Raw genomic sequence first — 14,634 nt, 5'->3', positions numbered from 1 at the left:
AGCTTAACGTTTTGCAACATGTTCGAACGAGGTGTGCGATGTCGATGGAAACCTGGTTGGCCTTCTTTGCCGCGTGCTGGGTGATCAGCCTGTCGCTGGGTGCCGGGGCCATCGCCTCGATGTCCAGTGGGCTGCAGTACGGTTTCTGGCGTGGTTACTGGAACGCCCTGGGCCTGCAACTGGGCCTGATCGTGCAGATCGCCATCATCGCCGCCGGTGTCGGCGCGATCCTCGCCGCCTCGGCCACCGCGTTCCAGATCATCAAATGGTTCGGTGTCGCCTACCTGGTGTACCTGGCGTACCGGCAATGGCGCGCGTTGCCCATGGACATGGACGATTCGTCGGGCGTGCGCCCGATCGGCAAGCCGTTGAGCCTGGTGTTCCGCGGTTTCCTGGTCAATGTCAGCAATCCCAAGGCGCTGGTGTTCATGCTCGCGGTGCTGCCGCAGTTCATCAATCCGCATGCCCCGCTGCTGCCCCAGTACCTGGCGATCACCCTCACCATGATCAGCGTCGACATGCTGGTGATGGCCGGCTACACCGGGCTGGCGGCCCGGGTGCTGCGGATGCTGCGCACGCCCAGGCAGCAGAAGCGTTTGAACCGGACCTTTGCCGGGCTGTTCATCGGCGCGGCGACCTTCCTGGCCACCCTGCGTCGCGCGCCGGTCTAGGCCAGCAGTTGAGTGGCCCCGCTAGCGCTGCTTGTCGACCAATCCCTTGAGCAGGTCCACCGGTAACGGAAAGACGATGGTCGAGCTCTTGTCTCCGGCGATCGAGCCCAGGGTCTGCATGTAGCGCAGTTGCATGGCCCCCGGTTCCTTGCCGAGCATCTGTGCGGCCTGCATAAGTTTCTCCGACGCCTGCAACTCACCCTCGGCGTGGATCACCTTGGCCCGCCGCTCGCGTTCGGCCTCGGCCTGGCGGGCGATGGCGCGGACCATCGACTCGTTGAGGTCGACATGCTTGATCTCGACGTTGGCCACCTTGATGCCCCAGGCATCGGTCTGGGCGTCCAGCACCTGGCGAACGTCCGAGTTGAGCTGCTCGCGCTCGGCCAGCAGCTCGTCCAGCTCATGCTTGCCGAGCACGGCGCGCAGGGTGGTCTGGGCCAGCTGGCTGGTGGCGGTGAGGAAATCCTCGACCTGGATGATCGCCTTCTGCGGGTCGAGCACGCGAAAGTACACCACGGCGTTGACCTTGACCGAGACGTTGTCACGGGTGATCACGTCCTGGGGCGGTACGTCGAGCACCACGGTGCGCAAGTCGACCCGGACCATCTGCTGGATCCCCGGGATCAGGATGATCAACCCTGGCCCCTTGACCTGCCAGAAGCGCCCCAGCTGGAACACTACGCCACGCTCGTACTCGCGCAGGATGCGCAGTGCCGACACCAACAGCACGCCAAGCAATGCCAGCAAGGCGCCGAAACCGAACTGAACGAACATCTTCACTCTCCTTGCGCCGCGGGCGCGGTGGCACTGACCTCCAACATCACGCCATGGCGGGCGATTACCCGCACATGCTGCCCAGGCTGCAATGGGGTCGCGCATTGAACTTGCCATTGTTCGCCCTGGGCCTGCACCGAGCCGCAGAACGGGTTGTCCGCCATCACTTGGGTCACCGTGACCAGGCTGCCGACCAGGCCGGCATCGCCGCTGACCAGGGCCCGCTGTCGCGCCTTGAGGGCCATGCCCAGCACACCGCCCAGGAGCACCGCCGAGAGCACTGCCAGGCTGACGATCAAGCCCAGAGGGATACCGAAGCCGGGCGCTTCGGTATCCATCAGGATCACCGCGCCGACCACGAAGGCTACGATGCCACCGAAGCCGACCACGCCGAAGCTGGGCAGGAACGCTTCGGCGATCATGAACGCCAAGCCGAGCAGGATCAGCGCCACGCCGGCATAGCTGACCGGTAGCAACTGCAGGGCGTACAAGGCCAGCAACAGGCAGATACCGCCGACCACGCCGCCAACCCCGGAGCCGGGGTTCATGAACTCGAACAGCAGGCCATAGACGCCGATCATGATCAGGATCAGTGCCACGCTAGGGTTGGTGATCACCGCCAGCAGGCGGGTGCGCCAGTCTGGCGGATGCTCGAGCACCAGGGCGCCGGCGGTCTGCAACTGACGGGGTTGGCCGGCGACCTCCAGGGTCTTGCCGTCCAGCTGGCGTAGCAGGTCGGGCAGGTCGTTGGCCACCAAGTCGACGACCTTGAGGCGCAGGGCCTCGTTGGCCGGCAGGCTGACCGCCTCGCGCACGGCCTTCTCGGCCCAGTCGGCGTTGCGTCCGCGCAACTGCGCCAGGCCGCGGATGTAGGCGGCGGCATCGTTGACCTGCTTGCGTGTGAGGGCGTCCTGGCCCTCGGGGGCGGAGGCCTTCTCGTCCTTGTCCTTGGAGGCGGGCGAGGAGGGCGGGCCGGGGGCGCCGACCTGCACCGGCGTGGCCGCGCCCAGGTTGGTCCCCGGCGCCATGGCTGCCACGTGACTGGCATACAGGATATAGGTCCCGGCGCTGGCGGCCCGGGCGCCGCTGGGGGCGACGAAGCTGGCCACCGGTACGGGGCTGGCGATGATCGCCTTGATGATCTGGCGCATGGAGCTGTCCAGCCCACCGGGGGTGTCCAGGCGGATCACCACCAACTGCGCGCCTTGCTCCTGTGCCTGCTCCAGACCGCGTACCAGGTAGTCCGCACTGGCCGGGCCGATGGCATCGTCGATGCCCAGCACCCACACGCTACCGCCTGGTGCGGCCTGGCCTCCCGGGGCCGCGCCGAGCATCAGTAACAGCAGCAGGCAGTACCAGCAGCGAGCGATCACCTGTCGTCACCTCGTCGGACCTGTCCCCGAAGTTTAGTCGTGCTCGCCGGACCAGGGCCTAAACTTCAGGTTGGGGGCTAAACCGGAGGTGCATCATGCGTATGGCCAAGACCCTGCAGCAGCGCCTGGACCAGGCCAACTGCGACTACGACATCATTTCCCATCCACACTCGGCCACGAGCCTGGAGTCGGCACGCACTGCCGGCGTACCCGCCGAACGGGTCGCCAAGTCGGTGATGCTCGACGACCGTCATGGCAACTACCTCATGGCCGTGCTGCCGGCCAACCGGCACCTGGACATGAGCAAGGTGCGCATGACCGGCGCCTGGCAACTGACCCGCGAGAGTGGCCTGCCGACGCTGTTCGGCGACTGCGAGCGCGGCGCCATCCCGGCGCTCGGCGATGCCTATGACGTGAAGATGTTGCTCGACCCGAGCCTTACCCGCCAGGGCGATGTCTACCTGGAGGCAGGTGATCACGATCACTTGATCCACATGAGCATGGAGCAATACCTGAAGCTGGTTCCGCACGCCGAAGTGCGCGAACTGTGCTGATGACGTTCAAGCCAATGCCGGGCCGGCGTCGTGGACGACCCGCCCGGCCCGAGGAGGAATCATGGAAGCACCGATCCATCCATTTTCCGAGCTGTTCAAGCAATTGGGCCTGGCGGACGATGCCGAGAGCATCGACAAGTTCATCACCACGCACTCGCCGTTGAAGAACGAGATCAAGCTGGTGGATGCGCCGTTCTGGAGCGACGCCCAGCGTGCCTTTCTCAAGGAGAGCGTGATAGACGATGCCGATTGGGCGGTGCCCTTCGATCAACTCAACGAAGCGTTGCGCCGCCCCCGCAAATAAAGCGCCGAGCGGCACCTGTTGAGTGATTTGGCCGTTGCTATGCTCAGGAAAAACAAAAAGGGGATAGCGCGATGAAAGATCCCTACGCACCAGGATTCTGGTGCACCGTGACGATCCTGGGCACCCTGACGGCGGGTTACTTCTACGGTATCCGGCACGTCCACCACATGGACCAGGCCGTGCAGTTCCTGTATGCCGCCGCCGCGGTCACCGCGGCGGTGGCGCTCTGCGCCCTGGCCTGGATCGCCTGGCAGCAACTGCACCTGAACAAGCGCGAAGTGAGCCAGGGGCGAACGTTGCTGAGCATCTGGAACACCAAGGTGGCCCTGCGCCGGGTCGAGACCGTATTCGATCGTTATTTCTGGGGCAGCTACTGGCATTCGGGGAGGACCTTCGAGGAGGTCATGGGCGAGCTCAAGGGCACGCCGCTGGAGCAGAGCCTGGATGCCCTCAAGCGTCAGTGTCGGGAGCTGGACCGGGAGGTCCACGATCCTCATCACCGCTGGCTGGCCAATGCCCGTGACCTTTCCAGCGTGGCCACGGCCATGGCTCGCGAGCGCTATCAGCTCGACCTGTGCGACCCACGGGGCAGCGATGGGGGCAATACCGCAGTGCTCAACCGCGACCTGGAAGTGCTGGTGTACACCTGGTCGGCGCGCCTGCGCAGCTTCGACCATCAGCTGGACGAACTGGAGCGCGCCTACCACTGATCACTCGCCGCGGATGTACTGCTCCAGCTGCAGGATGAGGTTGGCCTGTTCGGCGATGGTTTCCTTGACCAGGTCGCCGATCGACAGCAGGCCGAGCAGTTCGCCGTTGCTCACCACCGGCAGGTGGCGCAGGTGGCGGTTGGTCATCAGGTTCATGCAGTACTCCAGGTTCTGCTTGGGTTCGACTGTGACCACCGGCGCACTCATGATCTCGCGCACGGGCGTCGCCGCCGACGAGCGGCCCTTGAGCACCAGTTTGCGGGCGTAGTCGCGTTCGCTGACGATACCCATCACCTGGCCGTTCTCCACCACCGGCAGTGCACCGACGTTCTTTTCCGCCAGCAACTTCAGGGCGTCGAGCACCGAGTCGTCAGGCCCTATGGTGTAGACGGTCTGATGCTGAGACTTGGTCTTGAGGATTTCTTCGACGTTCTTCATACGGGCCTCTGCGGGTGGAAAAGCGATGTGTCGGCAGTAAATAAAGCATCCTGCACGGCGTCCTGCACGGCAATGCGGAAAACGGCATGGACTTGATTGAAAAACGTCATTGGCGGGGGCTGGGGGCTTCGTGGGCAGTTGGGCGGTATTGGGCTGCCTTGCAGCCCATCGCCCAAATGGCGCGTACCGAAGGCTCAGAGCTCTGGCATCTGCCCGATCCGCGCCACCATCTCGCTGACGATCTGCAGGTCCAGCATGAACTGCTCCACGGTCTTGAACTCGTTGTCGTTGTGCCCGGTGTACTTCACGTTGGGCATGGCCAGGCCGAACTGCACGCCATTGGGCAGGTCATGCACCGAGGTGGCGCCGGCGGAGGCGCCGAACTCATGGGGCAGGCCGAGGTTCTCGCTGGCCACGGCGAGCAAGGCCTTGACCCATTCGCCTTCGGGGTTGCGGTACATCGGCTCGTCGAGGCTGTACTCGAACGCTACCGAGGTGTGGCTGCCGCGGGCCCAGGTCCCGAGCTTGTCGGCCAGCTCATCCTTGATCGTGGCAATCGCCTTGCCTTTTGGAATGCGCAGGTTCACCGCCAGCTTGAGGGCCTTCTGATCGAGCCCGACGTAGGTTAGCGAAGCGGTCAGTGGGCCCATGAACTTGTCCTCGAAGTCCACGCCAAGCTTCTTGCCGAAGTAGTCCAGCCCCCAGTTATCGGCCGCATAGCGCGCGGCATCGGTGATGTGGTTGTGCTTGAGCGGTACCTGGTCGCCCAGGCCGTTGAGGAAGTCGAGCATCCGGGCCACGGGGTTGATCCCCGATTCGGGCTCCGAAGAGTGGGCCGAGACCCCGGTCACCGTCAGCACCACTTCCTTGCCGGCTACCTTGGCATCGAGGATGAAATCGCCGCCGTTGCGCTTGACGTAGTCGGCACCGGCCTTCTGCAGGTCTGCGGCCAGGGCGGTGGGATTGTCGCCACGCAGGGTCGCCACCGAGGTGGTGGGGATCTGGTTGGTGGCCAGCCCGCCCGTCAGGTGGATGATTTCCGCCCCCTTGCCGGTGGCGGGGCGCCGGCGGAAGCTGGCCATCACGGTGCCGTAGCCTTTCTCGGCGATCACCACCGGGTAGCCGCCATCCAGCGCCAGGTTGTAGGTGGGCGTGGGGTTGCGGGCGAAGTAGTAGGGGATCGCATCGCCGCTGGTTTCCTCGGTGGTGTCCACCAACAGCTTGAATTGACGGGCCAGGGGCAGTTTTTCGTCCTTGGCCACCTTCAGCGCATACAGCGCCACGACGATGCCGTTCTTGTCGTCCTCGGTGCCGCGGCCATACATGCGATCGCCCACCAGGGTGACCTTGAACGGGTCCAGGCGGGTGCCGTCCTCGAGCTTCCAGTTGTCCGGGTTCACCGGTACTACATCGGCATGGGCGTGGATGCCGACCACTTCCTTGGCGTCGTCACCCAGGGTGATCTCGTAGACCCGGTTGTCGATGTTGCGAAAGTGCAGGCCGAAACCCTCGGCCAGCGCCTTGATCTTGTCGGCGATCTTCAGGAACTCGGGGTTCTCGTGCTGCGGCACGCCCTCGACCTGGAAGGTCGGGATGGCCACCAGCTCACGCAGGGTCTCGGTCGCGGCCTTGCCGTACTTGATGCGGGTGTAGAGGCCGAGCAAGCGGTGGATCTCGTTCTGTTGCTCGGCACCCAGCGGCTTGTTGGCCAGGTACGCCTTGAGGGTTTCAGCCAGGTTGTCGGCCTTGGCCAGTTCGCTGCTGGCAAGCTGGCCGAGGAACCGGCGGAAATCCGCCGGGTCGCTGTTATCGTAGGCCTTGAGGATCGCGGCGGACTGCTGCGGGGTGAGGTTGGCCTGGGCCTGGTTGGCGAACAAGCCCAGGCTGGCCAGCAGCAGGGTCGCGGCGGTGAGTTTTTTCAGGTACATGGGCGAGCGCATTCCTTTGCTGAGCGTTGGAAGGGAGGTACCCGTTTGTAGGAAACGGGAAGACGCTCACGCTAACACCAATGGCCTGCGGTACGGGAGTGCCAAGCGTGCGATGTCGCACAAACGAAAAAGCCCCGGGAAGGTTCCCAGGGCTTTTCAGGTATGGCGCACTCGGCGGGATTCGAACCCACGACCCCTGCCTTCGGAGGGCAGTACTCTATCCAGCTGAGCTACGAGTGCAACGGGGCGCAATGATACCCATCTGCGTCGATGACGTCCATCGCCTTGATTCAGGGTGATTTTCCAGGGTCTCGGGCAGCGATGGGCGTGCCTTGGGGCCCGTGCTTGTGAATAACCATATTCAATATCGGTATTTCCCCGGGGGCTCTTATGCTCGCTACTCTCTGGTCACAACTTGTTATAACAAGTCAGTCCATAGCGAAGAGATCCCATGGCCGAACTGCTCCCCCTCTCCCCGGTACCGCTCTACACCCAGCTCAAGGAACTGCTGCGCGGGCGAATCCTCGACGGCACCTACCCGCCGCACAGCCGCATGCCTTCGGAAAACGAGCTGGGCAAGGCCTTCGACGTCAGCCGCATCACCGTGCGCCAGGCGCTGGGCGACCTGCAGAAGGAGGGGCTGATCTTCAAGATCCACGGCAAGGGCACCTTCGTCGCCAAGCCCAAGGCGTTCCAGAACGTCACCACCCTGCAAGGCCTGGCCGAGTCCATGACCCAGATGGGCTACGAGGTGCTCAACCGTCTGCGCAGCCTGCGCCATGTGCCAGCCAACGCGCTGGTGGCGGCGCGCTTGCAGGTGGAGGAGGGCAGCCTGGTCACCGAGATCCGCCGGGTACGCCTGATCAACCGCGAGCCGGTGTCGCTCGAGCTGACCTGGCTGCCCAAGGCCATCGGCGAAAAACTGGAAAAGACCGACCTGGCCACCCGTGACATCTTCCTGGTGCTGGAGAACGACTGCGGCATCGCCCTGGGCCACGCCGACCTGGCCATCGATGCGGTGCTGGCCGACAGCGACCTGACCCAGGCGCTGGAGGTGGAGGAGGGCTCGCCGATCATGCGCATCGAGCGCCTGACCCACGCCGCCGACGGCACGCCGCTGGACTTCGAGCACCTCTACTACCGCGGCGATGCCTTCCAGTATCGCCTGCGCATCGACCGTCAGAAGGGACCCAAGCCATGAGCATCGACACCCAGGACTACGACATCGTCGTGATCGGCGGCGGCACCGCCGGCCCCATGGCCGCCATCAAGGCCAAGGAGCAGGACAAGACCCTGCGCGTGCTGTTGCTGGACAAGGCCAACGTCAAGCGCAGTGGCGCCATCAGCATGGGCATGGACGGCCTGAACAACGCCATCATTCCCGGCCACGCCACCGCCGAGCAGTACACCAAGGAAATCACCGTGGCCAACGACGGCATCGTCAACCAGGCCACGGTGCATGCCTATGCCACCCATAGCTTCGAGACCCTCTCGCAGCTCGACCGCTGGGGCGTGAAGTTCGAGAAGGACGAGACGGGCGACTACGCGGTGAAAAAGGTCCACCACATGGGCGCCTACGTGCTGCCCATGCCCGAAGGGCACGACATCAAGAAGGTGCTGTACCGCCAGCTCAAGCGTGCCCGGGTAGACATCAGCAACCGCATGGTCTGCACCCGCCTGCTGCTGGACGCCGAAGGCGCTGCTGCCGGGGTCATGGGCTTCGACTGCCGCAGCGGCGAGTTCCGGGTGATCCGTGCCAAGGCGGTGATCCTCGCCTGCGGCGCCGCCGGCCGCCTGGGCCTGCCGTCCTCCGGGTACCTGATGGGCACCTACGAGAACCCGACCAACGCCGGTGATGGCTATGCCATGGCCTACCACGCCGGAGCCGAGCTGGCCAACCTGGAGTGCTTCCAGATCAACCCACTGATCAAGGACTACAACGGCCCGGCCTGCGCCTACGTCACCGGCCCCCTCGGTGGCTACACCGCCAACAGCAAGGGCGAGCGCTTCATCGAGTGCGACTACTGGAGCGGGCAGATGATGTGGGAGTTCCACCAGGAACTCGAAGGCGGCAACGGCCCGGTGTTCCTCAAGCTCGACCACTTGGCCGAGGAGACCATCCAGACCATCGAGCAGATCCTGCATGGCAACGAGCGCCCCAGCCGTGGCCAGTTCCACGCCGGCCGTGGCACTGACTATCGCCAGCAAATGGTCGAGATGCACATCTCCGAGATCGGCTTCTGCTCCGGGCATTCGGCCTCGGGGGTGTGGGTCAACGAGAAGGCCGAGACCAGCGTCAGCGGGCTCTACGCCGCCGGCGACATGGCCGCCGTGCCGCACAACTACATGCTCGGCGCCTTCACCTATGGCTGGTTCGCCGGCGTCAACGCGGCGCAGTACGTGGCCGGTCGTGCATTGGCCGCAGTGGACCAGGCCCAGGTCGAACGCGAGCAGGCGCGGGTGTTCGCCCCGCTGCATCGCGAGCATGGCCTGCCGCCGGCACAGGTCGAGTACAAACTGCGGCGCATGGTCAATGACTACCTGCAACCGCCGAAGGTGACGAAGAAGATGGAAATCGGCCTGGCGCGCTTCGCCGAGATCGAGCAGGACCTGGCGCAGATGAAAGCGAGCAACCCGCACGAGCTGATGCGTGCCATGGAGGTCACGGTGATCCGTGACTGCGCCGAGATGGCGGCCCGGGCATCGCTGTTTCGCGAGGAGAGCCGCTGGGGGTTGTACCACCACCGGGTCGATTTCCCCGAGCGCAATGACCGTGAGTGGTTCTGCCATTGCCATCTGAAGAAGGACGAACAGGGGCGGATGACCAGCTTCAAGAAAGCGGTCGAGCCGTACCTGGTGGCCCTGGATGCCGAGGAGCAGACCGCGTACGAGCGATTGAGGGTCAAGGCTGACGCTGCCTAGACACTGCCCTTTGGGGCCGCTTCGCGCCCCATCGCCGGCAAGCCGGCTCCCACAGAGTCCGCTGCATGGCACAGATTTGTGAGCTCCACTGGCCCCCTGTGGGAGCCGGCTTGCCGGCGATGGGCTGCAAGGCAGCCCCACTGGATCACCGAAGAACTCAGAAACGAGAGCCAAAGGCTCCAAGGACTCCGTGACATGCCCTATCGTCCCCAGGACATCTTTTTCCGCAGCAGCGCCCCGGTGACCATCGACGAAGACAAGTGCATCGCCGAGAAGGGCTGCACCGTCTGCGTCGATGTCTGCCCCATGGACCTGCTGGCCATCGACCCGGCCACGCAGAAGGCCTACATGGCCTTCGACGAATGCTGGTACTGCATGCCTTGCGAGAAAGACTGCCCGACTGGCGCGGTGAAGGTCGACATTCCCTACCTGCTGCGCTGAAACGAACCCTTAGCCTCACGCCATCCGGCCAAACCACCGGACGCCCATCTGCAAAGCCCCCTCGTTTCCCACCACCCCGCCTGGTGGCGGAGACGACTCCAATGACTCAAACGATTCGAGGGGAAACACCCATGCGCCTTGTTGCAACCGTGGCCGGCCTCGCGCTGGCGATCGTTGGCCTGAACGCCAATGCCCAGACCATCCGTGTGGCCATCGGCACACAGGACACCACCATCAACTGCGCCACCGGCGGCCTGCTGATCCGCGAGCTGGGCCTGCTGGAGAAGTACCTGCCCCATGACGGCAAGTACAAGGATGCGAAGTACCAGATCGAATGGAAGAACTTCACCAGCGGCGCGCCGCTGACCAACGAGATGGTCGCCGGCAAGCTCGACTTCGGCGCCATGGCCGACTTCCCAGGCTCGTTCAACGGTGTCGCCCACCTCGATGCCGGCAAGCGCAGCCTGTTCATCAGCGTGCTGTCCGGCAGCGTGCAGGGCAGCGGCAACGGCATCGTGGTGCCGGCCGCGTCCGCCGTGCAGTCGTTGGCCGAGCTCAAGGGCAAGACCATCTCCGTGCCCTTCGCCTCCACCGCCCACGGCATGCTGCTGCGGGCCATCGCCGCCCAGGGCTGGGACCCGCAGAAGGACGTGCGGATCATTGCCCAGGCGCCGGAAATCGCCGGCTCCGCCCTGCGCAGCAACCGTATCGAGGCCCACGCCGACTTCGTACCGTTCGCCGAGCTGTTCCCCAACCGTGGCTTCGCCCGCAAGATCTACGATGGTTCCCAGGCCAACGCGCCGACGCTGCATGGTGCCCTGGTGGATGCCGACTATGCGCAGAAGTACCCCGAAGTGGTCACCGCCTACCTGCGAGCGAGCCTCGAAGCCGACCGCCTGATCGCCGCCGAGCCGGAAAAGTACAGCGAGCTGATCGAGAAAGTCACCGGCATCGAGGCTGAGGTCAACTACCTGTTCCACGGCCCGCTCGGCCTGCAAACCCGCGACCTGACCTGGAAACCGGAATACCGCCAGGCCGTGGCGACCTCCATCGATACCCTCAAGTTGCTGAAGAAGACCGACCGTGGTCTGGACACCGACAGGTTCATCGACGACAGGTATATCCGTGCCGCCTTCGCGCAAGCCGGACTCGACTATGACAAGGCCCTGCACAACTACGACCCGCTGCCGTTGCAGGCCACGGATGCGCTGACCGGCAAGCCGATCACCGACTTCAGCCGCCTGGCGCAGATTTGGGTGCGCGGCGAGGATAAGGTCCGCCACTATGCCTCGCCCGAAGCCGCGCTCAGCGCCCTGGCGCAGCTGGAGCAAGCGGGCAAGGACATCCGCGCTATCTACGCCCAGGCCGCCGACAGCGGCATCAAGTTGCTCGCCAACCAAGCTTGGTTCGTACGCAACGCCAAGGGTGAGCTGGCCGCCTTCCTGCTGAAGGAGCAGGCGCAGCGCTATGCCCAGGCGCACGGTGGCGAGGCACTGGACTTCGTCAGCGCCAACCAGAAGCTGCTTGCCCAGCGCTGACCGGGAGACACCCTCATGAGCCGCGATCTCAAGCGCTGGCCCCTGCGCCTGGCTTCCCTGCTGGCCTGCCTGCTGTTCTGGCACCTGGCCGCCAGGCTGAAGCTGGACCTGGGGCTGTTCACCTTCACCTACGTGCCCACGCCACGGGCCGTGCTCGACGCCGCTTGGCAGTTGCTGGCCTCCAGTGCCTTGCTGGCACACCTGGGCAGCAGCCTGTCGCGGGTCTTCGCCGGGTACCTGGTCGCCGCCGTGCTGGGGGTGACGTTGGGCCTGCTGATCGGCCGCTCGAAATGGGCCGAGGACACCTTGCTGCCGCCTCTGGAAGTGCTGCGGCCGATCCCGGCGGTGGCCTGGATCCCGCTGGCGATCCTGATGTTCCCGTCCTCGGAACTGTCGATGGTGTTCATCACCTTCACCGGGGCGCTGTTTCCGGTATTGCTCAACACCGTGCATGGTGTCGAGGCGATCGACCCGCGCCTGGTGGCCTCGGCGCGCAGCCTGGGCGCCAGCCGCTACGCGATACTGCGCGAGGTGGTCCTGCCAGGGGCGCTGCCGAGCATCGTCACTGGGTTGGCCATCGGCATGGGCACCTCGTGGTTTTGCCTGGTGACCGCCGAGATGATCTCCGGGCAGTTCGGCATCGGCTACTACACCTGGGAGTCCTACACCCTGCAGAACTACCCGGACATCATCGTCGGCATGTTGCTGATCGGTGTGCTGGGCATGGGCAGCAGCGCACTGGTCAAGCGCCTGGGCGCGCTGGCCACGCCTTGGTGCCGGGCACGGAGGGGCGCATGATGGGCAGCTATCGACAGGCGCCGGAGCCCGGGCGCATCGAGGCACGTGGGCTGTCCATCCGCCTGGGGCAGGGCAGCGAGGCGTTCGAAGCGGTACAGGCGCTGGACCTGGCCATTGCCCCTGGCGAGTTCGTCTGCATCCTCGGGCCATCCGGCTGCGGCAAATCGACCTTGCTGGGCGCCCTGGCCGGGCACCTGGCGCCCAGCTCCGGCCAGTTGCGGGTGGATGGCCAGGCCATCGACGGGCCTTCGCCCCAGCGCGGCATGGTGTTCCAGCACCATACCCTGCTGCCCTGGCGCAGCGTGCTCGACAACGTCGCCTTCGGCCTGAAGATGCAAGGTTTGGGCAAGGCCGAACGGCACCGCCAGGCGGGTGAAATGCTGCGCCTGGTGGGCCTGGCCGACTTCGCCGGGCGCTGGCCCAACCAGCTTTCCGGCGGCATGCAGCAGCGTGCCGAGATCGCCCGGGTGCTCATCAACCGGCCGCGCCTGCTGCTGATGGACGAGCCCTTCGGCGCCCTCGATGCCCAGACCCGCTCGCGCATGCAGGCGTTGCTCCTGGACATCTGGGCGCGCATCCGTACCACCGTGGTGTTCGTTACCCATGACATCGACGAGGCGCTGTTCCTCGCCGACCGTCTGCTGGTCATGAGCCCGCGCCCCGGGCGCATCATCGAGGACCTGCGCCTGGACTTCGCCCGTCCGCGCCAGGCTGGCTTGCTGACCAGCCCGGCCTTCACCCACCTCAAGCGCCATTGCCTGGCCCTGCTGCGACATGAAGAAGGCCGCGAACTGCCGCGTCTGACGCCGCTGGGCCTGCCCGATGCCGACCACCCACCGCTGCGGATAGCCCTATGACCGAACGTACCACCGACAACCCCGACATCCTCGAACTGCTGCCACGCCTGGCCGATGCCGACGCAGGCGTGCGGCGCATCGCCCTGATCGCCCTGGCCGACCTGGAAGACCCGGACGGCCTGCCCTGGTTGACCGACGCCGTGCTGGTCGACGCCGATGCCACGGTGCGGGCCGAGGCCGCGCGCTTGCTGGAGGCCTGGGAAGAGCCCGAGGTGGTCCAGGCGTTGTGCGCCGCCCTGGCTGATGCTGACGAAGCGGTGCGCCTGGCGGCGGCCCAGAGCCTGAGCGAACTCAAGTCGCTGGAAGCCGGGCCGCTCATCCTGCCGTGGGTGGGCCATGCCGATGCCTTCGTCCGCGCCAGTGCCTTGCGTGCCCTGCGCGAGCTGCGCCTGGAGGATGCCGCCGGGCCAGCGCTGCTGGCGCTCGCCGACGCCGACGCCTCGGTGCGCCGTGAGGCGGTGGGTATCCTCGGTTGGCTCAAGCACGTGCCCGCCTTGCCGGCATTGGCCCGTTTGGCGGAGGAAGAAGCGGACACCGAGGTCCGCCGTGCAGCGATCGGCGCCTTGGGGCTGGCCCGTGATGCCAGTGTTCTGCCGGCCCTGGTCGCAGCCCTGCGCGACGACGCCTGGCAGGTACGCGAAGAGGCCGCCACGACCTTGGGCAAGGTGGGCGTGGGCGATGCGGGGGCGGCGTTGGTCGCGGCGCTGGACGACAGCTACTGGCAGGTGCGCCTGCGGGCGGCCCGCTCGCTGGGGCGCCTGCGCCATGGCCAGGCCTTGGATGCGCTGGCCACCTTGCTCGGCCATAGGATCGCCAACCTGCGCAAGGAAGCGGCGCTGGCCCTGGGCGAGCTGGGCAGGGCCCAGGCCCTGCCGGCATTGCAGGCAGCCGAGGCAGACAGCGACCCGGAAGTGCGCAAGGCTGTGCGCATCGCCCTGGCGCAGTTGCAAGGGGCGGCCTGATGGACGCTCCCAGCGCCCTGCGCAACCAGCGTGGTGCGAGGCAGTTGAGCGTGCAATGGCGCGATGCTGAGCAGGTGATCAGCCATGTCCGACTGCGCGGTGCCTGCCCCTGCTCGTGGTGCCGGGCGACGAAGCTGCGCGGGGGGATCGCCCTGGTGCGCGACGATGTGCGCCTGGAGCGCATCGCGCCACATGGCTATGGCGTCCAATTGGTGTTCAGCGACGGGCACGACAAGGGCATCTATCCCTGGGCGTACCTGCGCGAACTGGGGGGCGCAGCCCTCTCGGCACAGGACGCGCCGAGCGGGTAGGAAAGTGTTAACGCCTTGCAGGGAGAGCGTGTGCGCCTAATCGAGGATCCTTC

General features: G+C 65.6%; 16 protein-coding genes and 1 tRNA gene. 12 read left to right on the top strand and 5 right to left on the bottom strand.

Annotated features, from left to right (window positions below; all coding sequences use genetic code 11):
- Positions 1 to 38: 38 nt before the first annotated feature.
- A complete protein-coding gene (locus ACDI39_RS16270) occupies positions 39 to 671 on the top strand; it encodes a LysE family transporter (RefSeq protein ID WP_486536946.1) in 633 nt (210 codons plus the stop codon).
- 21 nt (positions 672 to 692) lie between these two features.
- Here the strand turns inward: ACDI39_RS16270 and ACDI39_RS16265 are convergent, their stop codons facing one another.
- Positions 693 to 1,445: a slipin family protein gene (locus ACDI39_RS16265; RefSeq protein WP_253080625.1), complete on the bottom strand. Its 753-nt coding sequence runs from the start codon at positions 1,443 to 1,445 to the stop codon at positions 693 to 695.
- A 2-nt stretch (positions 1,446 to 1,447) separates the two neighbouring features.
- A complete protein-coding gene (locus ACDI39_RS16260) occupies positions 1,448 to 2,818 on the bottom strand; it encodes an NfeD family protein (protein ID WP_225786696.1) in 1,371 nt (456 codons plus the stop codon).
- 95 nt (positions 2,819 to 2,913) lie between these two features.
- Here ACDI39_RS16260 and ACDI39_RS16255 point away from each other — a divergent pair, with 95 nt between their 5' ends.
- From ACDI39_RS16255 to ACDI39_RS16245, 3 genes are all read left to right on the top strand, one after another.
- A complete protein-coding gene (locus ACDI39_RS16255) occupies positions 2,914 to 3,372 on the top strand; it encodes an aminoacyl-tRNA deacylase (protein WP_225786695.1) in 459 nt (152 codons plus the stop codon).
- A gap of 61 nt (positions 3,373 to 3,433) precedes the next feature.
- Positions 3,434 to 3,676 (top strand): DUF2789 domain-containing protein, encoded by a 243-nt coding sequence (locus ACDI39_RS16250; protein WP_225786694.1) that lies wholly within the window; start codon positions 3,434 to 3,436, stop codon positions 3,674 to 3,676.
- A gap of 71 nt (positions 3,677 to 3,747) precedes the next feature.
- Positions 3,748 to 4,386 (top strand): NADH:ubiquinone oxidoreductase subunit N, encoded by a 639-nt coding sequence (locus ACDI39_RS16245; RefSeq protein ID WP_225786693.1) that lies wholly within the window; start codon positions 3,748 to 3,750, stop codon positions 4,384 to 4,386.
- Here the strand turns inward: ACDI39_RS16245 and ACDI39_RS16240 are convergent, their stop codons facing one another.
- The 3 genes from ACDI39_RS16240 to ACDI39_RS16230 form a co-directional block, all read right to left on the bottom strand.
- A complete protein-coding gene (locus tag ACDI39_RS16240; RefSeq protein ID WP_225786692.1) occupies positions 4,387 to 4,824 on the bottom strand; it encodes a CBS domain-containing protein in 438 nt (145 codons plus the stop codon).
- A gap of 194 nt (positions 4,825 to 5,018) precedes the next feature.
- Positions 5,019 to 6,752 carry a dipeptidase gene (locus ACDI39_RS16235; RefSeq protein ID WP_486536945.1) on the bottom strand — a complete coding sequence of 578 codons (1,734 nt, stop codon included), beginning with the start codon at positions 6,750 to 6,752 and terminating at the stop codon, positions 5,019 to 5,021.
- A 163-nt stretch (positions 6,753 to 6,915) separates the two neighbouring features.
- Positions 6,916 to 6,992: transfer RNA gene (locus ACDI39_RS16230), tRNA-Arg, on the bottom strand.
- Positions 6,993 to 7,203: 211 nt separating this feature from the next.
- Here ACDI39_RS16230 and ACDI39_RS16225 point away from each other — a divergent pair.
- From ACDI39_RS16225 to ACDI39_RS16190, 8 genes are all read left to right on the top strand, one after another.
- Positions 7,204 to 7,953: a GntR family transcriptional regulator gene (locus ACDI39_RS16225; RefSeq protein WP_225786688.1), complete on the top strand. Its 750-nt coding sequence runs from the start codon at positions 7,204 to 7,206 to the stop codon at positions 7,951 to 7,953.
- A complete protein-coding gene (locus ACDI39_RS16220; protein ID WP_253080623.1) occupies positions 7,950 to 9,674 on the top strand; it encodes a fumarate reductase/succinate dehydrogenase flavoprotein subunit in 1,725 nt (574 codons plus the stop codon). The genes ACDI39_RS16225 and ACDI39_RS16220 overlap by 4 nt, the downstream gene beginning before the upstream one ends.
- A 195-nt stretch (positions 9,675 to 9,869) precedes the next feature.
- Positions 9,870 to 10,115 (top strand): 4Fe-4S dicluster domain-containing protein, encoded by a 246-nt coding sequence (locus ACDI39_RS16215; protein ID WP_253080622.1) that lies wholly within the window; start codon positions 9,870 to 9,872, stop codon positions 10,113 to 10,115.
- Positions 10,116 to 10,246: 131 nt separating this feature from the next.
- Entirely contained in the window at positions 10,247 to 11,653 is a 1,407-nt protein-coding gene (locus tag ACDI39_RS16210) for an ABC transporter substrate-binding protein (protein ID WP_225786685.1), read from the top strand.
- Between the two features lie 15 nt (positions 11,654 to 11,668).
- A complete protein-coding gene (locus tag ACDI39_RS16205; protein ID WP_253080621.1) occupies positions 11,669 to 12,451 on the top strand; it encodes an ABC transporter permease in 783 nt (260 codons plus the stop codon).
- A complete protein-coding gene (locus tag ACDI39_RS16200) occupies positions 12,451 to 13,308 on the top strand; it encodes an ABC transporter ATP-binding protein (RefSeq protein ID WP_225786865.1) in 858 nt (285 codons plus the stop codon). The genes ACDI39_RS16205 and ACDI39_RS16200 overlap by 1 nt, the downstream gene beginning before the upstream one ends.
- A complete protein-coding gene (locus tag ACDI39_RS16195; RefSeq protein ID WP_225786683.1) occupies positions 13,305 to 14,270 on the top strand; it encodes a HEAT repeat domain-containing protein in 966 nt (321 codons plus the stop codon). Before ACDI39_RS16200 ends, ACDI39_RS16195 begins: the two co-directional genes overlap by 4 nt.
- The gene (locus ACDI39_RS16190; protein ID WP_253080620.1) at positions 14,270 to 14,581 is read left to right on the top strand and encodes a DUF971 domain-containing protein; all 312 of its coding nucleotides are present in this window, start codon (positions 14,270 to 14,272) and stop codon (positions 14,579 to 14,581) included. The genes ACDI39_RS16195 and ACDI39_RS16190 overlap by 1 nt, the downstream gene beginning before the upstream one ends.
- The last annotated feature ends 53 nt before the right edge of the window (positions 14,582 to 14,634 follow it).

Source organism: Pseudomonas sp. Tun-23181 (assembly GCF_057415455.1).
Note: the sequence above shows the minus strand (reverse complement) of the source record. Positions and strands in the feature narration are given on the sequence as shown.